Origin of the sequence: Faecalibacterium faecis, from assembly GCF_040096475.1 — a bacterium.
In the GTDB taxonomy this organism is placed as follows: Bacteria; Bacillota; Clostridia; order Oscillospirales; family Ruminococcaceae; genus Faecalibacterium; species Faecalibacterium taiwanense.
Window position 1 is genome coordinate 14,554 of record NZ_JBBMEP010000010.1, and the last position, 22,026, is coordinate 36,579.

At 55.0% G+C, this 22,026-nt stretch carries 21 protein-coding genes, 1 tRNA gene and 1 pseudogene; 12 read left to right on the forward strand and 11 right to left on the reverse strand.

Annotated elements, in window-relative coordinates:
- Window positions 1-100: 100 nt before the first annotated feature.
- The 8 genes from WMO17_RS06630 to WMO17_RS06665 form a co-directional block, all read right to left on the reverse strand.
- Window positions 101-3,130: an EAL domain-containing protein gene (locus WMO17_RS06630; RefSeq protein WP_349137720.1), complete on the reverse strand. Its 3,030-nt coding sequence runs from the start codon at window positions 3,128-3,130 to the stop codon at window positions 101-103.
- Window positions 3,131-3,166: 36 nt separating this feature from the next.
- On the reverse strand, window positions 3,167-3,427 hold the full coding sequence (locus WMO17_RS06635; protein ID WP_349137721.1) for a hypothetical protein: 261 nt from the start codon (window positions 3,425-3,427) through the stop codon (window positions 3,167-3,169).
- 73 nt (window positions 3,428-3,500) lie between these two features.
- Window positions 3,501-3,887: a hypothetical protein gene (locus tag WMO17_RS06640; RefSeq protein WP_349137722.1), complete on the reverse strand. Its 387-nt coding sequence runs from the start codon at window positions 3,885-3,887 to the stop codon at window positions 3,501-3,503.
- 199 nt (window positions 3,888-4,086) lie between these two features.
- A tRNA-Met gene (locus WMO17_RS06645) sits at window positions 4,087-4,163 on the reverse strand.
- Window positions 4,164-4,249: 86 nt separating this feature from the next.
- Window positions 4,250-5,389: a DUF4349 domain-containing protein gene (locus WMO17_RS06650; RefSeq protein ID WP_349137723.1), complete on the reverse strand. Its 1,140-nt coding sequence runs from the start codon at window positions 5,387-5,389 to the stop codon at window positions 4,250-4,252.
- The gene (locus WMO17_RS06655) at window positions 5,376-5,867 is read right to left on the reverse strand and encodes an RNA polymerase sigma factor (RefSeq protein WP_044954130.1); all 492 of its coding nucleotides are present in this window, start codon (window positions 5,865-5,867) and stop codon (window positions 5,376-5,378) included. The genes WMO17_RS06650 and WMO17_RS06655 overlap by 14 nt, the downstream gene beginning before the upstream one ends.
- A gap of 122 nt (window positions 5,868-5,989) precedes the next feature.
- On the reverse strand, window positions 5,990-6,565 hold the full coding sequence (locus WMO17_RS06660; RefSeq protein WP_242959978.1) for a hypothetical protein: 576 nt from the start codon (window positions 6,563-6,565) through the stop codon (window positions 5,990-5,992).
- 125 nt (window positions 6,566-6,690) lie between these two features.
- On the reverse strand, window positions 6,691-6,828 hold the full coding sequence (locus WMO17_RS06665) for a hypothetical protein (protein ID WP_005944979.1): 138 nt from the start codon (window positions 6,826-6,828) through the stop codon (window positions 6,691-6,693).
- A 333-nt stretch (window positions 6,829-7,161) separates the two neighbouring features.
- Between WMO17_RS06665 and WMO17_RS06670 the strand changes: the two genes are divergently transcribed.
- Window positions 7,162-7,722: a biotin transporter BioY gene (locus WMO17_RS06670; protein WP_120081152.1), complete on the forward strand. Its 561-nt coding sequence runs from the start codon at window positions 7,162-7,164 to the stop codon at window positions 7,720-7,722.
- A 56-nt stretch (window positions 7,723-7,778) separates the two neighbouring features.
- Here WMO17_RS06670 and argF read toward each other — a convergent pair whose 3' ends face one another.
- Complete coding sequence (gene argF, locus WMO17_RS06675; protein WP_097777271.1) at window positions 7,779-8,777, reverse strand: ornithine carbamoyltransferase; 999 nt, start codon at window positions 8,775-8,777, stop codon at window positions 7,779-7,781.
- Window positions 8,778-9,166: 389 nt separating this feature from the next.
- Entirely contained in the window at window positions 9,167-9,646 is a 480-nt protein-coding gene (locus tag WMO17_RS06680; protein ID WP_005944992.1) for a deoxycytidylate deaminase, read from the reverse strand.
- A 243-nt stretch (window positions 9,647-9,889) separates the two neighbouring features.
- Here WMO17_RS06680 and WMO17_RS06685 point away from each other — a divergent pair, with 243 nt between their 5' ends.
- From WMO17_RS06685 to WMO17_RS06720, 8 genes are all read left to right on the forward strand, one after another.
- Complete coding sequence (locus WMO17_RS06685) at window positions 9,890-11,974, forward strand: elongation factor G (RefSeq protein ID WP_097775001.1); 2,085 nt, start codon at window positions 9,890-9,892, stop codon at window positions 11,972-11,974.
- Window positions 11,975-12,219: 245 nt separating this feature from the next.
- Window positions 12,220-13,707, forward strand: coding sequence for a leucine-rich repeat domain-containing protein (locus WMO17_RS06690; protein WP_349137724.1), 1,488 nt, complete (start codon window positions 12,220-12,222; stop codon window positions 13,705-13,707).
- A gap of 208 nt (window positions 13,708-13,915) precedes the next feature.
- Window positions 13,916-14,401 (forward strand): transcription elongation factor GreA, encoded by a 486-nt coding sequence (gene greA / locus WMO17_RS06695; protein ID WP_005945007.1) that lies wholly within the window; start codon window positions 13,916-13,918, stop codon window positions 14,399-14,401.
- 25 nt (window positions 14,402-14,426) lie between these two features.
- Window positions 14,427-15,938, forward strand: a complete 1,512-nt coding sequence (gene lysS, locus WMO17_RS06700; RefSeq protein ID WP_349137725.1) for a lysine--tRNA ligase — start codon at window positions 14,427-14,429, stop codon at window positions 15,936-15,938.
- 293 nt (window positions 15,939-16,231) lie between these two features.
- Window positions 16,232-16,456 carry a DUF6462 family protein gene (locus WMO17_RS06705; protein WP_117948960.1) on the forward strand — a complete coding sequence of 75 codons (225 nt, stop codon included), beginning with the start codon at window positions 16,232-16,234 and terminating at the stop codon, window positions 16,454-16,456.
- A gap of 132 nt (window positions 16,457-16,588) precedes the next feature.
- The gene (locus WMO17_RS06710; protein WP_349137726.1) at window positions 16,589-17,461 is read left to right on the forward strand and encodes a DUF6017 domain-containing protein; all 873 of its coding nucleotides are present in this window, start codon (window positions 16,589-16,591) and stop codon (window positions 17,459-17,461) included.
- Window positions 17,442-18,293: a ParA family protein gene (locus tag WMO17_RS06715; protein WP_349137727.1), complete on the forward strand. Its 852-nt coding sequence runs from the start codon at window positions 17,442-17,444 to the stop codon at window positions 18,291-18,293. Before WMO17_RS06710 ends, WMO17_RS06715 begins: the two co-directional genes overlap by 20 nt.
- A complete protein-coding gene (locus WMO17_RS06720; RefSeq protein ID WP_349137728.1) occupies window positions 18,250-19,182 on the forward strand; it encodes a ParB/RepB/Spo0J family partition protein in 933 nt (310 codons plus the stop codon). The genes WMO17_RS06715 and WMO17_RS06720 overlap by 44 nt, the downstream gene beginning before the upstream one ends.
- A gap of 288 nt (window positions 19,183-19,470) precedes the next feature.
- Here WMO17_RS06720 and WMO17_RS06725 read toward each other — a convergent pair whose 3' ends face one another.
- Window positions 19,471-20,646, reverse strand: a complete 1,176-nt coding sequence (locus WMO17_RS06725) for an IS110 family RNA-guided transposase (protein WP_005936957.1) — start codon at window positions 20,644-20,646, stop codon at window positions 19,471-19,473.
- A gap of 257 nt (window positions 20,647-20,903) precedes the next feature.
- On the opposite strand from WMO17_RS06725, the gene WMO17_RS06730 reads away from it, so the two are divergent.
- The 3 genes and pseudogenes from WMO17_RS06730 (at window position 20,904) to WMO17_RS06735 (ending at window position 21,999) form a co-directional block, all read left to right on the forward strand.
- Window positions 20,904-21,374: a hypothetical protein gene (locus WMO17_RS06730; RefSeq protein WP_349137729.1), complete on the forward strand. Its 471-nt coding sequence runs from the start codon at window positions 20,904-20,906 to the stop codon at window positions 21,372-21,374.
- 7 nt (window positions 21,375-21,381) lie between these two features.
- A pseudogene (locus WMO17_RS13190) lies at window positions 21,382-21,507 on the forward strand (DpnD/PcfM family protein); the annotation flags it as partial.
- A 66-nt stretch (window positions 21,508-21,573) separates the two neighbouring features.
- Complete coding sequence (locus WMO17_RS06735) at window positions 21,574-21,999, forward strand: DUF3846 domain-containing protein (protein WP_423406592.1); 426 nt, start codon at window positions 21,574-21,576, stop codon at window positions 21,997-21,999.
- Window positions 22,000-22,026 lie beyond the last annotated feature (27 nt).

The window sequence follows — 22,026 nt, forward strand, 5'->3', positions numbered from 1 at the left end:
GCTGTTGTTTGCCCGGTTCCAGTATACCGCAGCAAACTGCAATACGCCAGTGGCAGATGCAAAAAGCCCCGCATTTCTGCGGGACTTTTTATGTTCGTATTCAGCCGCTGTCGGATGCAGAGCTGTACTCGGCAATGACCTTGCGGGCGGCAGGTGCCATTTTGGCCGGCACGGCGGCAGGTTTTGCAAGGAAGTAGCCCTGCAGCGCATCCGCGCCCAGCTCGATGACCTTGCGCAGCTCGGCGGCGGTCTCCACGCCCTCGGCAATGATCTTCATGTTGCGCGGGTGGGCATAGGCCACGATGTTCTGCACGATCTGCTGCTTGTCCGGGTCGGTATCGATGCCGCGGATGATGGCGATATCCACCTTGATGAACCGGGGCGAAAGCTCCAGCAGGCTGTTCTCGTTGGCAAAGCCGCTGCCGTAATCGTCCAGCGCGAACATGCCGGAGAAGCCCGGCGCATGGCGCTTGACCTCCAGTGCTTCGTGGTTAATCTCCTCTTCCTCGGTGATCTCAATGACCATCTGACGGCGCAGTTCATGCCAGCGGCTATCCATATACTCGCTGTCCTCTCTGGGCAGGCAGATGCTTGCAATGGAGTTGATGAACAGCATCGTGTCCCTGCGCACAAGGCCCTCGCTGCGCAGGTGGTCGAAGTTCTCCAGCGATTTGAAGAAGGTCAGCCGCTCGATCTCGCACAGTGCGCCCTGCTCCCGCGCCAGCTTCATGATGGTAGCGGGCGAGCGCAGCGCTTCCATATCGGAGCGCATCAGGGCTTCGTATGCCATCGCCTTGCCGGTGCGGGCCGAGAAGACGGGCTGGAACACATAGTACACCCGCTCCTCGGTAAGCAGCTGCTGGAAGTCGCGTCTCAGCTGTGCGGCCTGTGCTTCCTGCTGGTAGATTTCCATGCTGAACTCTTCCAGATGTCCCTTGTTGGTGCGCTTGACCTGATAGAGGGCAAAGTCGGCATACTTTTTCAGGATGTCCATATCGGTGCCGTTGGCCGGGTACCACGCCACACCGCCGGAAATGCTGATACGCAGCTCATTGCCGCTGGGCAGGATGGCAACGCTCTTCTGCATGGCGCTGCTCAGGGTGCGGATCTTCTCACGGATCTGATCCTGACTGGAATAGCCGTAGAACAGCAGCACGAACTCATCGCCGGAAAGGCGGGACACCACAGTGCCGTTGGGTGTGTTCTCCGCAAGGCAGCGGCCAGTGCGGTGGATGTACTGGTCGCCCCAGTCGTGGCCGTAGGTATCGTTGATATGCTTGAGGTTGTCCAGATCCATCATCAGCAGAGCTGCAACGCCCAGCTGGTGCGGATCGCGGAACAGCTCTTCGCTCACGCGGTGGAAGGCCTGACGGTTATACAGGCCGGTCAGGATATCGTAATCGCGTTCGTGCTCAATACGCATGCGCTCCAGCGTGGTGGCGGTAACGTCCTCGGCCAGACCCACCTGCGTGGTCTGGTCGTTGGTGACGCGCAGCATGATGTAGCGGGTCTCGCCCTCCCTGCGGATGGTGAGTATCTTGTCTCCCTCTGCCGTGGTGGTACAGGGATGGGAAAGCTGGATGTTGCTCAGCTTTTCCTCAAAGCGGCGCACACTCAGGAAGTGATCCTTGGGCTGGGAGGCACCCAGCAACGCAAAAAAGTTATCGGTAACATACACACTGCCAGTGTCGAACCTCAGCTCATAGCCGCCCAGCTCCACACTGGCCATGTCCATGATGCGCAAAAACTTTGTGGAGTTGTTCAGCAGCTCGCTGTTCAAGCTGGTCAGTGCATCGGCCAGACGGTCCAGCTCCCGGATGTTGGTATGGGACAGCTGCGGGAACTGCTTTTTCTCCTGCCCGTCCACCACTTCGTGATACAGCAGCTCCACCGGATGGGCCAGATTGCGGGCAATGACCAGACTGCCCAGCGCGCCCAGCACCAGCGTAAACACAATGGCAATGGCGATCACGTTGCGCACATTGTCTGCAAAGGCAAACAGCACCTTGCTGTTCACGGTGCCGATCAGCAGCCAGCGCTCATTGGAAAACGGCGCGTTGCGGCTGTACAGGGTAATGGGCAGGGCCACGGCATAATAGTCTTTATTCCGTAGCGTCAGCCAGCACTCGTCCGCCCGGAGTTCGCAGTTCATCATGCCGGCCGGTGCTTCCGAAGTGATCATATCCTCGCTGGAAGTGACCGCCTTGCTGACGATAAAGGAGGTATCTTCCTCATCAGCAGTGGTGGAGACTAAGAAGTATGTGCCGGTATTGCCGTCCTGCAGTTCACTGTAAGGGAGCTTTGTCTGCAGGTAGCTGGTAAGCAGCTCCACACCCACCACACCGTAGATCGTGCCGTCCGGCAGGATCAGCGGCTGGGAGTAGGCAATGGCGGTGCGGCTGTCGTTGCCTATCTTATAGGCACTGGTGATCCAGCGGCCGTAATCCTCGGCGTTCAGCCTTGCGCCGTCCTCCCACGCGGTCTGGAAGGGAGTCTTGAAAAAGCCGTTGTCCTTCAGGCCGTAGTAGCGCAAGGTGGACTGCCAGCTTTTATCGGTGGTGATGCCCAGCTTTTTGACCACCGCCGAGCTGCCGCGCTCGATCATCAGATCGGCGTTGTCCTCCGAAGGACGGGCATCCGGGTCCAGATCCCGCAGGTAGATGCCGGGCAGGCCGCAGCCCACATCAAGGTTGTGCAGATTCACGGTGTTCAGTACCACAAAGATGCCACTGACCGGTTTTGCTCGCAGGGTGCTCACCAACTCCGGCGCAATGGCCGTGAGCAGTGCGTCGCTCTTCTCACGGCTCGTGTTCAGTTCGGCCAGATCGAGCTGGCCTTCTTCCTGCATGGCAAGAACGGTATTGTTGATGTGCTCCGACAGATCGGTCAGGTTCTGTGCATCCTGCATCAGGTCCTGCACGTAGCTGACGCGGTTGCGCACCTGCATGTTGAGCATGTCCTTGGCGTTTTGGTTCAGCCTGCCGTCCACATTGGTAATGGCAATGCTGACTGCCAGCAGCACCACCTCCACCAGCGTCACCAGCATCATGGCGTTAAAAATGGTGCGGAAGATAGGCCTGCCTGTTTTTTTGCGCCGGGCGGCATCCGTATCCTTCTGTCTGCGCAGCATCGCCATCACCTCTTTTCCTCAGCGTGTTCCGTCGGCTCAGTCCTCGTACTGTTTGAGCTGACCGCAGATATCCTGATACCATGCCTCAAAGTGATCGTTGGTCAGGAACTCGGCTTCTGCGTCCGCAGCGCTCTGACCCTCGGCGATGCGCTGCTCCACGGTCTCGCGGTCCGCAGCGGCAAGGTCACTCAGGCCGTATTCCAGCACCTTGCGGGCGCTGCTGCCGCAGCTCACGCAGCCAAGGGCCAGCGCCGCGGCGCACAGCCCGGACACGACCGCTTTGAGATATTTTTTCATCGATTTTCTCCCCTGAGGGCGCTCACGCAGCAGGACGTTCCGGCTACCATATTACCCGATTATGCTTAGTTTATCATACCATCTTTTTCCGGGTGCGTAAACAAAATCCGGCAAAAACCTTCACGATCACAAGAAAGCGGAAGAACTTTCCACCCATCGGAACAAAAAGCACAGCCGTCAACAGTTCATCCGCCTCGGCCAGCTGGGCCTCGGCAGCGGCATCGTCCAGCATATCCCTGCCCGCGCAGCGTTGCAGGATGACATGGCACACCGGGCGGCGTGTGGCCTCCAGCACCGAGTGACGGAAGCCGTAGCGGGAGACGTTCTTTTTGCCGTACAGCAGAATGAAGCCCATGCTGTTGCGGCTGTCCGCCCGCAGGAAGCCGTGGGTGATGTAGGGCATTGTAAATGGTAAATATAGAAGAAGCACCTCTGCGCAGTACGATTTTGCCGTCATCATTGAACGAGCGCAGCCCCCAGCAAGACCTTCAATCTGGCGGGCCTTGTGGGCAGCTACCATTTCAGCGGCGAGTAGGTATAAATTTTTGATACAGTAAGAGGGGCTGCTGCACTTTCGGCTAAAACGATGTGCAGCAGCCCCTTCTTCGTATCGGATACAGACAACAAAAAAGCGTTCTGAGAGATCTCAGAACGCTTGGTGGTTGCGGGGGCCGGATTTGAACCAACGACCTTCGGGTTATGAGCCCGACGAGCTACCAGACTGCTCCACCCCGCGATATTTACTTTGTGCTCTCAGCGGTTCTCGCTGACTGCTCAAGTATAATACCACAAGGGCGGGCGGATGTCAAGTACTTTTTTGATTTATTTTTTCTTCTTTTTCCAAACCACGAACCCTGCGCAGGCGGCGGCTGCGATCACCACCACCGGCCATGCACCGGCAAGGGCAACGATGACCTGCTGCAGGCCACCCACAAAGTTCTGCCAGCCAGCGGAAAGGGCGCTGACAAAGCGGCTGCCGAAGCCCTCGCTGGGCGGCGAGTAGGTGCTCACCTCGCTCAGGCTCACGTACACGGTGCACTCTTCCACCTGATCGTTGTACCAGTCCATCTGGCTCTGCCAGCTCTCGATCTGGCTCTGCACATCCGTCAGGCTGGACTCGATCTCAAGCAGGTCGGAGAGGTTGTCGGCCTGCTGCTGCAGCTGCTGCAGGCGGGTTCGCTGGTTCTTGAGATTCTCAAGCCGGGTCTCCACGTCCATGTACTGGGCGGTCACGTCGTCGGCCTGCTGGTTTTTGTAGGTCACGTTGCCTGCTTCGGCCACGGCGGCAAGAAAGTTCTCGTAGTTCTGCTGCGGCACCCGGTAGGTCAGGCTGACACTGCGGCTGTCACCGGTATCCGAGTATTCACTGCTGGATTCCAGATAGCCGCCCGCTTCAGCAAGGGCAGCATCCAGCGCAGCGCGGGCTGCGTCGTAGTCCTTGCTTTCCAGGCTGAGGTTCGCAGTGTAGATGATCTTTGCGTGGTCGGTGCTATGGGCCGCTGCTGCCGCGTCGTCCTCCGAATAAACAGCGGTGCCGTTGTCTGCGCCGCTTTCCAGCGCCATGGTGTTCAGACTGTAATCGGCTGCCATGGGGCTGTCCACAGCGGCGCGGTCCGCGCCGCCTGCCGCCATCGCCGCCGCAGTGCTGTCCGCAGAATAATAGACCGCCGGGCTGCTGCTCTTTGCGCCAAGGCCGATTTGTCCGGTGGCAAAAGCACCATAGCCTACCACGCACACAGCAAGGCAGGCCGCCAGTGCGCCCACCCGCTTTGCGGGGAAGCGGATCAGTTTCTTCTTCGGCTGCACCGGGGCGGACTGAGCCGGTACCGGTGCGGCGGTTTTCATCATGGGCTGGGCCTTTTCTTCTTCGGTCAACTGGTCGGTCATGGCCAGCAGCTTTGCCTTCAGATCGTCCGGGGCGTAGAGGTCGTCCGTCTCCATCTTGTACTCATACCACCTCATCTTCGATCTCCTCCTTCAGCATCGTATGTAACTGCGCCCGGGCACGCCGCAGCCAGCTCAGCACCGTGTTGGACGGTGCGCCCATCATCCGGCCGATCTCCGCCGCCGTGTACCCCTCGTAGTAATGCAGATAGATAGCATTGCGGTAGTTTTCCGGCAGGGCGCGCACTGCGTCCAGCACACTGCCGTCCTCAAACGCATCGGGCGCGGGCAGGTTCTCGTCCAGCTCGGTGTCCTTCTGATGGGCTGCGCGGGTCAGGTCCCGGCAGCGGTTGATGGCCACCCGCAGCAGCCACGCCTTGAGGTGCTCCTCACTCTCAAACGTACCATTATAATGCAGGAGCTTCTCGTAGACATCCTGCACCACGTCCTCGGCATCGGCTGTGCATCGGCTGTTGTGTATGGCAGCGCGGTAAACAGCATCGCTGTATTTCTGCACTGCCAGCGTAAATACTTCGTTTCTGGTCAGCTGTCCCATAGTTTCAAGCTCTCCTTTACCGCCTGTACAGGGCTGGTGGAATTCGTGTTCCACGGGGGACATTCACCCTATACACGGCTGAACGCCCCCGAAGATTGCATTGCTGGAAAAATTTATAAAAATCACCTTTTATATACTCTCTGCAGCAGGGCCACCCGTTCTGCAAGGAAGGTCTCGGCCTTCGGATGGTGCAGCCAGCGCTTGTTCGTCGCTGTGCCAGCCAGCTTTCTGCCCAGCGCTTCCGGGTCGGTATCGGCCTGCATCACATCCTGCATGGTCAGCTGCAGCGTCAGCGCCGCAGGGGTGTCCGGCAGCGGCGGCAGCGGGTCCTCCCACACAAAGGGCGGCAGCAGCTGCACCGCCACCGTGGCGCGGGTGCACTCCTCGGTGAGCAGCAGGGCTGCAGGCGTGCCGTCCGGCTGGACGTGCAGGGTGTTGTACAGCAGCTGCAGACTGCCCTCGGCCAGCAGGCGGATATCCCCCTCCCGCCCGGTAGGCGAAAGGCTCAAATATTCCCGCGCCTCGTCCAGATAGATGTGCCGGGCCGGTGCCTGCACGCGGGCATACAGCGCAGGCAGCGCAAAGCGGCCCGCTTTGTCCAGTGCGTGCTGCAAAAGCAGGTAGAACTCGGTCAGTGGGTAGGCCGGGTCCGGCTGCGGCATCCCGAAATCGGGGCGCGATACATGTCCTCCACCCATGGGGAACCTCCTTGACAAATAACGCTGATGCGGTATAATAAATACAGAAGGGGCGCTGACTGCAAGGGTCAGCTTTCCATCCCGTTTGTCAAAAAGATTGACCGCACAGTTTGGAAGCAGGGCGGTCAATCTTTTTTGTTATCATCGTCTTTCTTCTGGGAAAACTTTGCCACGACCTCAATGGTCAGGCGGATCACATCCACGATCAGGCTCAACAGTGTGAGAATGAACGTGAGCAATGCGAGAGTCTCCAAAAGAGTCATCCGACATCCCTCCCTTCGCCTTCAAGGCTCCGGGCAGGGCACTTGCAAAAAAGTTTCCTCCCGGAACCTCTGCTTCATCCTAAGTAGAAAACTAGATAAGAAGAATCAGCGATAACGGGACAGAAAGCATGACCACCAACTTTGCAATCAGCGCCTTATTGACAGTATATCACATTTCCCGACTCGACACAATGTGTTTTGTCCCCCGGTCAGTGTGCCGGGAGTTTTTATTGTAAACCCCCTCGAAACTTTATTGTTGACCATCTGTCTCCCGCTGCGCTATACTCGGGTACAGATGCCTTGTAAATTTTTAACAGAGGGGAATTTTATTCTATGAAAAACAAAAAACTGACCACCTATCAGATGGCTGTTACTGCGCTGATGGCCGCCGCGCTGTGCGTGCTTGGCCCGCTGAGCGTGCCCATCGGGGCCATTCCCATTTCGCTGTCAAACTTTGTCATCTGCCTGACCGTATGGCTGCTGGGGCCCAAGTTCGGCACCCTGAGCGTGGCGGTGTACCTGCTCATCGGCCTTGTGGGCGTGCCGGTGTTCTCCGGCTACGGCGCGGGCATTGCCAAGCTGGCAGGCCCCACCGGCGGCTATCTGGTGGGCTACCTGCTGCTGGCCTTCATCGGCGGTCTGTTCATCGAAAAGAGCAAGGGCCAGCCGGTGATCTCCGGCATCGGCCTTGTGCTGGGCGATGCCGCCTGCTACGTGCTGGGCACCGCATGGTTCGTGTTCCAGATGCAGTGCGATCTGGGCTATGCGCTTTCGGTGTGCGTGTACCCGTTCATTGCGCTGGACCTCGCCAAGATCGTGGTGAGCTGCATCGTGGGTGCACTGCTGCGCAAGCGTCTGGTACAGGCTGGCGTGCTGAAGCTGAAGGAAGCCTAACAGGAAAAGCAAAAGGGAGACTGCAAACGCAGCCTCCCTTTTTTATTTGTGATCCGTTATTTTACATAGCCAAGGGTCGCAGCCATCACGGCCTTGATGGTGTGCATCCGGTTCTCGGCTTCGTCGAACACGATGCTCTGGGGGCCTTCAAACACTTCATCGGTCACTTCCATGGCATCGCGGCCAAAGCGCTCTCCCATCTCCTTGCCCACGGTGGTCTTGTGGTCGTGGAAGGCGGGCAGGCAGTGCATGAACACAGCGTGCGGGCCTGCAATGTCCATCAGCTGCTGGTTGATCTGGTAGGCGGCAAGGTCGTTGATGCGCTCAGCCCACACCTCCACCGGCTCACCCATGGACACCCACACATCGGTGTACAGCACGTCGGCACCCTTGGCGGCCTTGGCGGGATCCTCCTCAAAGGTGAGGGTGGCACCGGTCTCGGCAGCGATCTTCTGGCACTCGGCCACGAGGGCAGCGTCCGGCTGGTACTTCTTGGGTGCACAGGCGGTGAAGTTCAGGCCCATCTTGGCGCAGCCCACCATCAGGCTGTTGCCCATGTTGTAGCGGGCATCGCCGAAGTAAACAAAGTTGATGCCCTTCAGGTGGCCAAAGTGCTCCCGGATGGTGAGGAAGTCGGCCAGGATCTGGGTGGGATGGAACTCGTTGGTCAGGCCGTTCCACACCGGCACACCGGCGTAGTGGGCAAGGTCTTCCACGATCTGCTGGCCATAGCCGCGGTACTCGATGCCGTCGAACATGCGGCCCAGCACACGGGCAGTGTCGGCGATGGACTCCTTCTTGCCGATCTGGCTGCCGGACGGGTCAAGATAGGTCACTTCCATGCCCAGATCGTGAGCAGCGACCTCGAAGCTGCAACGGGTGCGGGTGGAGGTCTTTTCAAAGATCAGGGCGATGTTCTTGCCTGCCAGCTGGTCATTGTGGCGGATGCCGGCCTTCTTTTTTGCCTTCAGGTCTGCGGCAAGGTCCAGCAGTTCTTCGATCTCGGCAGGGGTGTAGTCCAATAGCTTCAAAAAGCTGCGGTTCTTCAGACTCATTGTATATTTTCCTCTCTATGCAAATTTCATTGTATATTTATACTTATATTACATATTATACTGGGATTCTGAAAAAATTGCAATACCCTGTCGGATATGCTATACTGGCTGTGCTGCCCTTCTCCATTCTGGCAACAGAAGGGGGTGGATATCATGGACACCATTCTAACCAATTTTCTGGTGGCTGTCGCAGCACAGGTAGCTGCACACTTCCTGTGCAAGTGGCTTGAGAGTCACCGCAAGGGCAAGTAAGCACAAAAAGAACCCTCTCGGAGCTGCAACTCTGAGAGGGCTCTTTTTTGTGCGTGGATACAATGGAATGTTCTAACCAACTTCCTACCCTTAGTATATGCAATCCCACACAAAAGTCAAGATGCTATGAAAAAAGTTCACAGCTCCAGCTCGGCCTTCCGTCCGGTGGACTGATAGGCAGTCAGCTTCACGCCGGCCTTTTTGAACATGAACCGCGCCGCCACGCTGGAATCGCTGTCGTGGTACTTGTCGCCGTAGTACACCACCTCGGCAATGCCCGACTGGATGATGGCCTTGGTGCACTCGTTGCAGGGGAACAGCGTCACGTACACCCGCGCACCTTTCAGGTTATTGTGGGCGCTGTTGAGGATGGCGTTCAGCTCGGCGTGGCACACGTACATATACTTGGTGTCCAGCGGTGCGCCCTCCCGCTCCCAGGGCATCTCGTCGTCGCTGCAGCCAATGGGCATACCGTTGTAGCCCAAGGACAGAATTTTGTTTTCCGAGCTGACGATGCACGCGCCCACCTGACTGTTGGGGTCCTTGGAGCGCATGGCCGTGAGCAGCGCAATGCCCATGAAATATTCATCCCAGTTGATGTAATCCGTGCGTTTCATTTTGGTATGCTCCTTGTGCCTTTATTCTGCCTTTTATTATAGCGTATCGCTGTGGATTTTACAATAAACTTTGGCACTGCCGTGCAACTTGCACAAAACCTTGCCCCGAAGTTTGGCGCTTGATTCGTCAGAATTTTCAAACGAAATATTTAAAAATCATTTTGAGTGTGGTATTATCTTTGTAAAATATGCCACAAAAGCGGAGAGAATGCTCCGTGCGGCGGAAATGAGGGAAAAACCGATATGAAATACGCAAGCAACAACATCCGCAATATCCTGATTGCCGGTCATGCCGGCAGCGGCAAGACCACGCTCACCGAGGCGCTGGTCTATTTTTCGGGCGCTGCCGAGCGTATGGGCCGGGTCGAGGACGGCACTACTGTTTCGGACTTTGACCCCGAGGAAGCAAAGCGCAAGGCCAGCCTGTCGGCATCGGTCGTCCCCGTGGAGTACGAGGGCATCAAGTACAACCTGATCGATGCGCCGGGCCTGTTCGACTTCGAGGCCGGTGAGTACGAGGGCATCCGCGCAGCCGAGAGCGTGCTGGTGGTGGTGTCCGGCCGCAGCGGCGTGACTGTGGGTGCCGAGAAGGCGTTCCAGCTGGCCCGCAAGAATGGCAAGGCTACCATGGTGTTCGTCTCCAAGTGCGATCTGGAGAATGCCAACTACTTCAAGATCCTTGAGGATATGAAGATCAAGTTCGGCTCCACCGTCTGCCCCTGCGTGGTGCCCGCCAAGTTGGACGACGGCACCCCCGTGTACATCAACCTGTTCAGCCAGAAGGCCTTCAAGTACGAGGGCGGCAAGCAGATCCAGGTGGACCTGCCGGACATCGGCCACCGTTTTCAGGGCCTGATCGAGGCCATGAGCGAAGCCATTGCCGAGACCGACGATGAGCTGATGGAAAAGTTCTTCGGCGGCGAAGCCTTCACCACCGAAGAGATCGTGGAAGGCATGCGCAAGGGCGTCAAGGACGGCCTGATCACCCCCGTGTTCTGCGGCAGCGCCGTGAACCAGCAGGCGCTGGATATGCTGCTGTTCAACATGCACAAGCTGCTGCCCAGCCCGGAGCACGAAGCCAGCACGCTGGCCGAGGATGCCGCCGGCGAGCCGGTGGAGCTGCACTGCACCGTGGACGAGCCTACCGCCGCCTACGTGTTCAAGACCGTGGCCGACCCGTTCGTGGGCAAGCTGAGCTACCTGCGCGTGGTCAGCGGCAAGGTGACTGCAGGCGAACCCCTCACCAACGCCCGCACCGGCGATGTGGAGAAGATCTCCAAGCCCCTCACCGTCATTGGCAAAAAGCAGGTGGACTCCGACGGCATCATTGCCGGTGACATCGGCGCAGTGGCAAAGCTGGTGAGCGCCAAGACCGGCGACACCCTGTGCGACGCTGAGCGCGTGGTCAAGCTGCCCGCCCCCGTGTTCCCCAAGCCCAGCCTGTTCATGGCCGTCACTGTGGCCAAGAAGGGCGACGAGGGCAAGATCAGCAGCGCGCTGGCCCGCCTGATGGAAGAAGACCCCACCCTGAGCTACGAGAACAACGCCGAGACTCATCAGCAGGTGATCGGCGGTCTGGGCGAGCAGCATCTGGACGTGGTGAAGGCCAAACTCAAGAACAAGTTCGGCGTGGAGATCGGGCTGGAAGCACCCCGCATCGCCTACCGCGAGTCCATCCGCAAGGCCTGCCAGAAGCAGGGCCGTCATAAGAAGCAGACCGGCGGTCACGGCCAGTTCGGCGATGTCGTCATCAACTTTGAGCCCTGCGACAGCGAACAGGTGGTGTTTGAGGAGAAGGTGTTCGGCGGCAGCGTGCCCAAGAACTTCTTCCCGGCTGTTGAAAAGGGCGTGCGCCTTGCCGCCGAAAAGGGCGTACTGGCAGGCTACCCCGTGGTGGGCCTGAAAGCCACCCTGCTGGACGGCAGCTACCACCCGGTGGACAGCTCCGAGATGGCCTTTATTATGGCCGCAAAGCTGGCTTACAAGGCCGCTATGCCGGAGGCCGGCCCGGTCATTCTGGAACCCATCCACACCCTGAAGGCTCATGTGCCAAACGACAACACCGGCGATATCATGGGCGATGTGACCAAGCGCCGCGGCCGCGTGCTGGGCATGGAGCCGGACGAGGACGGCCTGCAGACCATCATCGCCGAAGTGCCGCTGGCAGAGCTTGCAAACTTTACCACCTTCATCCGGCAGACCACGCAGGGCCGCGGCTGGTTCACCACCGAGTTTGCCCGCTACGAGGTTCTGCCCGAGATGCTGGTGCCTGCCGTTGTGGAGCAGGCCAAGAAGCTGGGCAATCTGGACGAGAGCGCAGACGATTGATTCTCTAACTGAATAGGACATTTCCCCGATCCCCGCCGACACCTTTTTCCCTCTGTCGGCGGGGATTTTTGTTGTTATTTTTCTCAGATCCTCTAAAATCTCTGCCATTTTTAGGCATCCTTCCAATCTTGTCTAAAATCCTTGATTTCTGTTGGGGGGGTAGAATAAAGATTGGTGAATCTTTTTTGTCCACAATCCGCGCAGACAAGATCCACCCGCAAAAGTCGTATCAAGGAGGAATTTATATGAAAACGCGACTTATCAGCCTGCTGCTGGCATTCAGCATGGCACTGACATTTCTGCCTGTCGGGACAGTCTCTGCATTTGCGGCGGAGACGGGCGATACATTTAACTTTAACGGTCTTACATACGAGATAACAAGTGACACAACCGCCAAAGTCAAAGGACCCGAAGCAACCACCTTATTGACCCAAGTAACTATTCCAGAAAAAGCAACAAATTCCTTGAATGGAGAATCCTACACTGTAACAGCCATTGCGGATAAAGCTTTTCGCAACACAAGATTTAACGGCGAAATCACATCCATCACACTTCCCGATAGTTTGAAGGAAATCGGTGATTTCGCTTTCTTTTCTTGCTTCAAACTCGAAGACATCAATCTTCCCGATGGGCTTACTAAAATCGGGTATCAAGCTTTTCAGAACTGTTATAGTTTAACAGAAATCACCATTCCAAGCAGTGTAACTACTATGAGTTCACATGTGTTCAACCGCTGTATCGGACTAAAAAAAGTTACCTTTGAAAAGAATTCGCAGCTAAGCGCGCTTCCTGATGCAACCTTTGCCAACTGTGAAAGTCTGGAGTCTTTTACCCTTCCCAATGGATTCACTTCCATCGGCGAAAATGCTTTTTATAAATGCGGAAATCTCACCACATTAAACATCTCGGATGATGTTACTGAAATCAAAAAAGATGCTTTTATTGATTGCGCAAAGTTCAACACTATCAATTATGACGGTACCAAATACTCTTGGAACGCTCTACTAAAAAGCGGCAGCGTAGATAACACAGTTTTGGAAAAAATTCAAGCGGACGGCTTCACCGTGAATTACTGGGTACAGCCTTTGGTCGTCAGCGGCGGCATTTTCACAGTAGATGGCGATCCTGTAGTTGGCGATACAGCTATTGTGCCCGTCGGTGCTACAGTTGAAATCACTTTTGATCAGCAGTCTTTCGCTGACAGTGGTCTCTCTTTTGGTAGTTGGGAGATTGATGGTTTAAGCAATTCAGAATACTACAAAAATAAAGAAAGCTTCACCTTTACTATGCCTAAGAATCGCGTAGCAGTCACAGCTTCAACAATGGATATTCCCATCATCGATGACTCCCCTGTTGACCCTGGCATCAGCACTGCGGTAACGATCATTGGCGGTGCACTGCTGGTGGGCGGGCTGCATCAGCTGGGCACCGAGCTGTGGCTGATCCATCATCTGCCCAAGGGTACCGCCATCCCGGAAACTCGCATCGAACTGGCCGAAGTGCTCTGGAAGGATGCCGGACAGCCTGCTCCTGCTGCCGAAGCCGCTTATACCGATATCGACACCGACGACACCGATGCGCAGCAGGCTGCACAGTGGGCAATTGAAAACGAGCTGATGACGCTGCGCAGCAGTGAGCATCCGGAAAAATTCGACCCCCATATGCCGGTCTCCACCGTAAAAGCCATTCGCGCGTGGAAAAAGGCACAGCAGATGAAACCGTCTGCCAAGTAACACCCAATGGAATCAAAACAGCCCGTTCTCCTTTTTTGAAGAGCGGGCTGTTCCGTTATTTGCTCCAGCCGACACATTTTTCTGCCCTACCGCCGCCTTTTTTGTTGACAAAGCAGCCGCCTGCTATTATAATAATGTAGTCAAAATGGCATTCTTGTGCGGCTTTGCGGCTGCACAGCACAAATAGAGACAAGGAGAGATTCTCAACATGGCACAAGAGATCAAAATGTCCGCTGCCGGTCTGAAGGCAATGCAGGAGGAGCTGGAATACCTCAAAACGGTGCGCCGCAAGGAGCTGGCCGAAGAGATCAAGGAAGCACGCAGCCACGGCGACCTTTCCGAGAACAGCGAGTACGACGAGGCCAAGAATACGCAGGGTCTGGTGGAGAACCGCATCACCGAACTGGAGCAGATGATCAAGAACGCCGTCATCATTGATGAGAGCGAGCTGAGCGTGGACAATGTCTCTGTGGGCACCCACGTCACCATTCTCATGACCGGCGAGGACGAGAACGAGGAGTACGACATTGTGGGCCGCACCGAAGCCGACCCCCTGAACGGCAAGATCAGCGACGAAAGCCCCGTGGGCCACGCTCTGCTGGGCAAGGCTGTTGGCGACAAGGCCGAAGTGCTGCTGCCCACCGGCCACACCGTGGAGTACACCGTGCTGAACATTACCCACGCTGCAGGCTGAGCAGGCCAAACGAATAGGAGAAACCATGGAAGAACAAAAGAAGAACCCGGCGCAGGGCCTGTCCGAGAGCGAGCAGGTGCAGGTGCGCCGCCAGAAGCTGGCCGACCTGCAGGCTGCAGGCCACGACCCCTTCACCCTGACCAAGTACCCGCAGGATGCCTACTCTGCCGACCTGAAGGCCGAGTTTGCTGACCTGCCCAACGAGACCGACAGCGGCAAGACCGTGGCGTTGGCTGGCCGTATGATGTCCAAGCGCGTAATGGGCAAGGCAAGCTTTGCCCACCTGCGGGACGATAAGGGCGACATTCAGCTGTACGTCCGCCGCGATGAGCTGGGCGAAGAGCCCTACGCCGCCTTCAAGAAGCTGGACGTGGGCGATATCATCGGCGTGAAGGGCGAGGTGTTCCGCACCAAGACCGGCGAACTGAGCGTCCGCGCCACCGAGCTGACCCTGCTGGCCAAGAGCCTGCGTCCCCTGCCCGAGAAGTTCCACGGCCTGACCGACACCGAGATGCGTTACCGTCAGCGCTACGTGGACCTGATCGCCAACCCTGAGGTGAAGGACACCTTCGTGAAGCGCAGCCAGATCCTGAAGGAGATCCGCTCCTATCTGGACGAGAAGGGCTTCCTGGAGGTGGACACCCCCATCCTGACCCCCTTCGAGATCGGCGCATCCGCACGCCCCTTCTACACCCATCACAACAGCCTGAACATGGACATGGTGCTGCGCATCGAGACCGAGCTGTACCTCAAGCGCCTGATCGTGGGCGGCATGGACCGCGTGTACGAGGTGGGCCGCATCTTCCGCAACGAGGGCATGGACCCCAAGCACAACCCGGAGTTCACCAGCATCGAGCTGTATCAGGCCTTCACCGACTTCCACGGCATGATGGATCTGGTGGAGGAGCTGTACAAGCGCCTTGCCCAGAAGATCTGCGGCAGCATGGTCATCCCCTATCAGGGCAAGCAGATCGACATGGGCCACTGGGAGCGCCTGACCATGGTGGAAGCGGTGAAGAAGTATTCCGGCGTGGACTTCAACGACTGGAAGTCCGACGAGGATGCCATCGCCGCCGCCAAGGAGCACCACGTGGAGCTGCCCGAGGTGCCCACCAAGGGTGCCATTCTGGCCGAGTTCTTTGATGCCTTCGTGGAGGACAAGCTCATCCAGCCCACCTTCATCTACGACTACCCCGTGGAGATCAGCCCGCTGGCAAAGCGCAAGCCGGACGACCCCGCCTTCACCGAGCGCTTTGAGTATTTCATCGACTGCACCGAGTACGGCAACGCCTTCAGCGAGCTGAACGACCCCATCGACCAGAAGGGCCGCTTTGAGCGTCAGGTGGCCGAGCGCAAGGCCATCGAGCCCGACTGCAAGGCACAGGTGGACTACGACTATGTGAACGCACTGGAGTACGGTCTGCCCCCCACGGGCGGTCTGGGCTTCGGCGTGGACCGTCTGGTGATGCTGCTCACCGACAGCGCCTCCATCCGCGATGTGCTGCTGTTCCCCACAATGCGCCCGGAATCTAACTAAGCTACGTGGTAATCCTTGTGTCTCCGACAGTCTGCACGAACTGAAAATCCGACCCTGAATGTACCAAAAACCTGAATGTTCAGACGGATTTCTTAGGGGCTTGTCGGAGAAGGCAAAAATCCCAAACGGAGCGTGACGGATTTTCGCCAGTTCCACATCCAGCAGAAAACTGTAAACGAGAAAACAGTCAAGAGGACATTTCACCATCGGCAAAAGCCGAAAGTGGAGTGTCCTTTTTCTATATCCTGATAATGCAAGTATACCACATAACCTTGACAAAGGAGAAGAATACCATGGCACATAAGCGAAACTCGGTTGAAGTTCCTGAACTGGAAAAACTGCTGGCTGGAAAGAAAAAGAAATACGTTCGCTACGAGGAAGGGGCAGTCCTCTACTCGATGGGCAAAAACTCTTTCCGACAAGTCGCACAGGATGCTCACGCTGTCGTCCGGTTGAAACGCATTGCACTGGTGAACGTAGAAGTGCTGGACGAATATCTGGAATCCTTTCGTGAATAATTGAATTAGCTTTACATAGCGCACTTTCAGTTTCCACAAAATTGAAGGTGCGTTTTTTCTTTTGCAAAAATCAGACAAGGAGGTTTTGCACATGATCACACACTCACAGTTGAAAATCCGAGGCCACACCAAATGATGCTCGACTACTTCTATGGGCAGTCAGGTGAACTGTTCGCCTACTTTCGCATACCGAAAGCACTCTTTCAGGACAGCCGTTTCCGGCAACTCTCTACGGATGCCCGGACACTGTACGGCATCCTGCTCGATCGTATGAGCCTGTCTGCAAAGAATAGCTGGGTGGATGAACATGGGCGTGTGTATATCATCTACACCGTCCGGGAGGTGCAGGAATCTCTCTGCTGCGCCGAGCACAAGGCGGTCAAGTTGTTCCGGGAGCTAGAACAGGCAGACCTCATCGAACGCAAACGGCGTGGGCTGGGCAGACCCAGCTTGATCTACGTCAAGAACTTTTCATCTGGACTGCCAAAAGCGCAAATACAGAATTGTGCAAACAGCAATTCTTGTGCTGCCGAAAGTGCAGTTCAGGTGCGGCCAAAATCGCAATCTAATAAGACTGATAAGAATAAAACAGAGAGGAACCATCCTTTCCTCCCGGATGAAACGGACAGGCTGACCCAGCGAGAACAGCTTGAAGATTATTTTTATCAGGCATTGGAGGTCGAACTGCTGCTCCGGCTCTGCCCGGATGATGAGGACGCCATCTATCAAATCGTGGACTTGCTTGTGGACACTTGCTCCACCAAACGCAAGATGTTGAGGATTGCCGGGGATGATAAGCCTGTCGAAGTAGTGCGCAGTCGGTTGAAAAAGCTGAACGCAGACCATATCCGCTTCGTGCTGGGCTGTCTGGCAGAGAACACTTCCCCTGTGCGGAACATGAAGCAATATCTGCTGGCGGCATTATTCAATGCGCCTACGACCATGAATCTCTACTATCAGAACAAAACGAACCACGACTTTGCGCGTGGCTCTCCGGGGAGGTGATATTATCGCAAAGAAAGCAACCACAATCGCCATCGTCAACCAAAAAGGCGGCACGGCCAAAACCACCACCTGTGAAAATTTGGGCATCGGTCTGGCTATGGAGGGGAAGAAAGTTCTGCTGGTGGATGTTGACCCGCAGGGCTCACTCACCATCAGTATGGGCTGGCAGCAGCCGGATGAACTGCCCACTACGCTTTCCACTCTCATGCAGAAAGCTATGAATGACCAGCCCATCCAGCCCGGTGAGGTCATCCTGCACCATGCGGAGGGTGTTGACCTTATCCCGGCCAACATTGAGCTGGCGGGAATGGAAGTTGCCCTTGTCAACAGTATGAACCGGGAAAAGATGCTAAAGCAGGTGTTGGACAGTGCCAAACGCGAGTACGATTATATTCTACTGGACTGCACTCCTTCGCTGGGAATGCTCACCGTCAATGCGCTGGCTGCGGCAGATACCACGTTGATTCCGATGCAAGCGCAGTACCTCTCTGCCAAAGGACTGGAACAGCTCTTGCAGACGATTGGAAAAGTGCGGCGGCAGATAAACCCAAAATTAAAAATCGAGGGTATTTTGCTCACCATGACGGACAACCGCACCACCTATGGAAAGCAGATCGACAATCTAATCCGGCAAGGCTATGGCCGGAAGATCAATGTATTCGAGCAGACGATTCCCCGGTCTGTCCGTGCCGCTGAAATCAGTGCGGCAGGAAAAAGCATTTTTGCCTATGACCCAAAAGGAAAAGTGGCAGAAGCCTACAAATCTCTGACGAAGGAGGTGCTGGCCGATGCCGATAGACAGCGGAAACTTAGCTCTGAAAGGGCTAGATGAACTTTTCTCTACGGAGGAAAAGCGACAGGAAGAGCAGCGCGAACAGGTGCAACAGATTCCCATTGATGAGCTGCATCCGTTCACCAACCATCCTTTCAAAGTCGTGGACGATGAAGCCATGACCCGGACGGTGGAAAGCATTGCCCAGTTTGGTGTGCTGGCACCGCTTATCGCAAGACCGCGTCCGGATGGTGACGGATATGAGATTATCTCTGGCCACCGCCGCCAGTTCGCTGCAAAGATGGCTGGACTGGAAACGCTGCCCGTCATTGTGCGTGACATGGACGATGATGCCGCCACGATTTTAATGGTCGATTCCAACTTGCAGCGAGAACACATCTCGCCCAGTGAAAGGGCTTTTGCGTACAAAATGAAGATGGATGCCATGAAAAGAACTGCTGGTAGACCACCAAAAGAAAATCCCCGACAAGTTGTCGGGAATTTTGAAACAGCCGATCTTATCGGTAAAGAAAGTGGTGAAAGCGGCAGACAAGTCCAGCGATTTATTCGTCTGACAAACCTCATCCCCGAACTTCTGGATATGGTAGACGAGAAAAAAGTATCGTTCAATCCTGCGGTTGAACTGTCCTATCTCTCGCACGAACAGCAGCAAGAAGTGATAAACGCAATGGACGACACGCAAAATGCGCCCTCATTCTCACAGGCAAAGCGCATAAAGAAGCTGGCGCAGGAGGGCAATTTTACTTCAGAAGCCGTAGTCGATATTATGGGCGAGGAAAAGAAAAGCGAGCAAGACACTGTAACCATCAAAAACGAAACTCTGCGCAAATACTTTCCTCGCAGTTATACGCCCCGGCAAATGGAAGAAAAAATCATACAGCTTCTGGATGCGTGGCAGAAAAAGCGTCAACGTGACAATGAGCGTTGACAGCGCATGAACCGATAAGACCCGATTGGGTCTTTTATTTTGCAAAAAATTTAGGAGACTAACTATTAAAAGTCAAGCCCCAAAATGAAAAAATCCGTCTGCCGACCGCTGCCCCTGACAAACAGCATTCAAATGCCATAATCAATGCAGCGAGGGCGACGGAGAGAATAGCAAAGCAAGCCCGGCCAACCCTCGCAGAAACAGAATAGCATTTGAATGCTTCGGTTTGTCAAGGGTTCGCTGCGCCAGCTAAGTTGTTCTTGGATTTGGCTCAGGCTCTGGAGAGAATCAGGCAGCTACAAGATATGCTTTGCCAGATTTCTGCAAGGCATAGATTAGCCGCACAAGTTTCTTCGTGGCATGGGATAAGGCAACATTGTAGTGCTTTCCTTCAGCACGTTTCTTGGCAAGATATTCAGCAAAGACGGGATTCCAGTGGCAGACGTACTTGGTTGCGTTGTAGAGGGCATATCGCAAATAACGAGAACCACGCTTCTCCATGTGAGCGTAACAGTTTGTAAGTTTTCCGGACTGGTATGTAGATGGAGAGCAGCCAGCGTAAGCAAGGATTTTGTCAGGAGATTCAAAGTTGGAAAAATCACCGATTTCAGCAAGAATCATGGCTGCTGACTGGATACCGACACCGGGAATAGAAAGAATCGGTGGATTCAGTTCATCCATGATTTTCTGAATAGAAACTTCAATTTCATCAATCTCGGAGGTGAGTTCCCGAATGAGTTTAATGGTATGCTTCAGTTCCAGAAATTTAGCAGGCATAACGGAACCAATGGAAGTTCTGGCAGCATCTCGAATCTGGATAGCCTTATCTTTGCCATAACGACCCTTGGATGCTGTCGCAAGAAGGTTTGTCAGCTTGGTGAGATGAATTTCTGAAATCTGTTTTGCACCGGGATATTCACTGAGGAGCGCATAAACCGAAGCAATATGGAGAGAGGGAACGAGCTTCTCCAGTTCTGGAAACAGAATCGTGACCAGTCTGGACACTGACTGCTTCAGCTTGGCTCTTTCACGAACCTTATCGAATCGGTATCTTGTTAGTGACTTTAACTCTTCGTTATGGTATGCTGTATCCGTGTAGGACTTGAGGTCTACATCGGACAATAGCATAGTTGCAATCGTTCTTGCATCCACACGATCGGTTTTGGTTTTGCGAAGGCTGAGACTTTTTCGGTACAGGTTGGTGTGCAAAGGATTCATGACATAGACGGCCAGGTCATTGTCAAGAAGAAATCCAAGAATGTTGTAGCTGTAATGTCCGGTAGCCTCAAGTCCTACTTTTATTTTGTCTGACTTTTTGGTACAGTCTCGAATCGTCTGAAGCAGCTGCTTGAAGCCATCCATGTTATTGGGGATGGTAATGCAGTCGGCACGAATCGTTCCGTCCGAGTCGAGAATACAGCAGTCGTGCTTATCCTTGGCAACGTCAATTCCAACACAAACCATTTTGATACCTCCGGCGTATTTATTTCGATGCTGTTCAGGACCACAGACTTCTTTGCTCTTGTAACCTCGTTCTAAATAAACCGTCTGGCGGTATCTAACTGATTAACATTTCAACAAAGAAGCTGTGGTTGGAGCCTCCCAAAAACCGTCTTTGCGGTAGTAACGCCTCACCAATCCACAGCACCCTGAAACTATTGTAGCATTCCGCTGGAGAGCGGTCTATAAATACTACTATTTTATTATACGAGGTAACGCCCATGAACAATACGATTGATTTCAATACCGCAAAGACCATCGGCACCATGAGCAAGAAAATCGACCATATCGACGATACAGTGTCCAGCTTCTTCTCTTTCATGCACATGGTCATGCAGAACGAACTTGGCAATGCAGAGCCATACTTTGCAGCAACTTCTCCCGTTCTGGATTTGACCGTGATCCGGCCTGACGATGCGCCGCATATCCTGCCCTGCTTCGATGAAGCAGATGAGGGCATCAGCATTTCCGAAGATGAACCGCTGAGCTTCCGCTACAACCCCAAGCAGGTCATTAAGCTGATGGGCAAGCGGTATCTGGTCGGCCCGGTGATTTTCCATCGCTTCGATGATGACGGGAATTTTGCATCCCTGACGATGAGCGATATGTACGCCATCCAGAAATATCTGGAAAGCAGCAGTGTCACTCTGATGATCGACCGCGACAAGCTGACCTGCATCTGCATCGACTGAGGTGTGCATGAAGAAGTTTGATGTAGAAATCACAGAAACGCTCCAGCGCACGGTTTCTGTCGAAGCCGCTTCACAGGAAGAAGCAGAGAAAATCGTCACGAAAGCGTGGAATAATGAGGACTATGTTCTCGACTCCGCAGATTTTGTCGGTGTCGATTTCAAAACTGTGGGTGAGCAGGAACTTTCTGAAAGCAGAAAAATGGAGGTGCTTCTGGTTCAACCCGGTATGTATCCGCAGAAAGCCACCATCGGCACGGAACTGAAAGATTTTCAGGATGCTGTCGGTGGCACCATTGCGGCAAGCTACCCTTTCGATGATCCGGTTGCCATCGTTTACAACGATGAAGGAAAGCTGACTGGACTGCCCCTGAACCGTGCCTTGCGAGATGAGGATGGGCGGATGTACGACGCTGTTGCTGGAACCTTTCTGGTGGTGGGGTTGGGAGAGGAGGATTTTGCATCACTTTCCCCGGAGTTGGCACAGAAGTATGAGAAGCAATTTCACCAGCCGGAAACTTTTTTGAAATTGGGGAATCGCCTGTTGGTGATTCCTGTCCCGGACGATGCTGTGAAGTCTGCCGAGAATAAAGTCGTGATCAAGCCCCCAGCGGAACATGACCGTTAAATCTAAACTTCTGCACGGGAGGTGGTA

Excerpts from the sequence above, each read along its gene's own strand:
- WMO17_RS06720 (WP_349137728.1), top strand. The coding sequence starts at position 18,250 with ATGCCGATAGACAGCGGAAACTTAGCTCTGAAAGGGCTAGATGAACTT.
- WMO17_RS06650 (WP_349137723.1), bottom strand. The coding sequence starts at position 5,389 with ATGAGGTGGTATGAGTACAAGATGGAGACGGACGACCTCTACGCCCCG.
- WMO17_RS06725 (WP_005936957.1), bottom strand. The coding sequence starts at position 20,646 with ATGGTTTGTGTTGGAATTGACGTTGCCAAGGATAAGCACGACTGCTGT.
- WMO17_RS06665 (WP_005944979.1), bottom strand. The coding sequence starts at position 6,828 with ATGACTCTTTTGGAGACTCTCGCATTGCTCACGTTCATTCTCACACTG.
- WMO17_RS06630 (WP_349137720.1), bottom strand. The coding sequence starts at position 3,130 with ATGCTGCGCAGACAGAAGGATACGGATGCCGCCCGGCGCAAAAAAACA.
- WMO17_RS06710 (WP_349137726.1), top strand. The coding sequence starts at position 16,589 with ATGATGCTCGACTACTTCTATGGGCAGTCAGGTGAACTGTTCGCCTAC.
- argF (WP_097777271.1), bottom strand. The coding sequence starts at position 8,777 with ATGAGTCTGAAGAACCGCAGCTTTTTGAAGCTATTGGACTACACCCCT.
- WMO17_RS06670 (WP_120081152.1), top strand. The coding sequence starts at position 7,162 with ATGAAAAACAAAAAACTGACCACCTATCAGATGGCTGTTACTGCGCTG.
- WMO17_RS06730 (WP_349137729.1), top strand. The coding sequence starts at position 20,904 with ATGAACAATACGATTGATTTCAATACCGCAAAGACCATCGGCACCATG.
- WMO17_RS06680 (WP_005944992.1), bottom strand. The coding sequence starts at position 9,646 with ATGAAACGCACGGATTACATCAACTGGGATGAATATTTCATGGGCATT.
- WMO17_RS06635 (WP_349137721.1), bottom strand. The coding sequence starts at position 3,427 with ATGAAAAAATATCTCAAAGCGGTCGTGTCCGGGCTGTGCGCCGCGGCG.
- WMO17_RS06735 (WP_423406592.1), top strand. The coding sequence starts at position 21,574 with ATGGAGGTGCTTCTGGTTCAACCCGGTATGTATCCGCAGAAAGCCACC.
- WMO17_RS06660 (WP_242959978.1), bottom strand. The coding sequence starts at position 6,565 with ATGGGTGGAGGACATGTATCGCGCCCCGATTTCGGGATGCCGCAGCCG.
- WMO17_RS06685 (WP_097775001.1), top strand. The coding sequence starts at position 9,890 with ATGAAATACGCAAGCAACAACATCCGCAATATCCTGATTGCCGGTCAT.
- WMO17_RS06690 (WP_349137724.1), top strand. The coding sequence starts at position 12,220 with ATGAAAACGCGACTTATCAGCCTGCTGCTGGCATTCAGCATGGCACTG.
- greA (WP_005945007.1), top strand. The coding sequence starts at position 13,916 with ATGGCACAAGAGATCAAAATGTCCGCTGCCGGTCTGAAGGCAATGCAG.
- lysS (WP_349137725.1), top strand. The coding sequence starts at position 14,427 with ATGGAAGAACAAAAGAAGAACCCGGCGCAGGGCCTGTCCGAGAGCGAG.
- WMO17_RS06640 (WP_349137722.1), bottom strand. The coding sequence starts at position 3,887 with ATGATGACGGCAAAATCGTACTGCGCAGAGGTGCTTCTTCTATATTTA.
- WMO17_RS06705 (WP_117948960.1), top strand. The coding sequence starts at position 16,232 with ATGGCACATAAGCGAAACTCGGTTGAAGTTCCTGAACTGGAAAAACTG.
- WMO17_RS06655 (WP_044954130.1), bottom strand. The coding sequence starts at position 5,867 with ATGGGACAGCTGACCAGAAACGAAGTATTTACGCTGGCAGTGCAGAAA.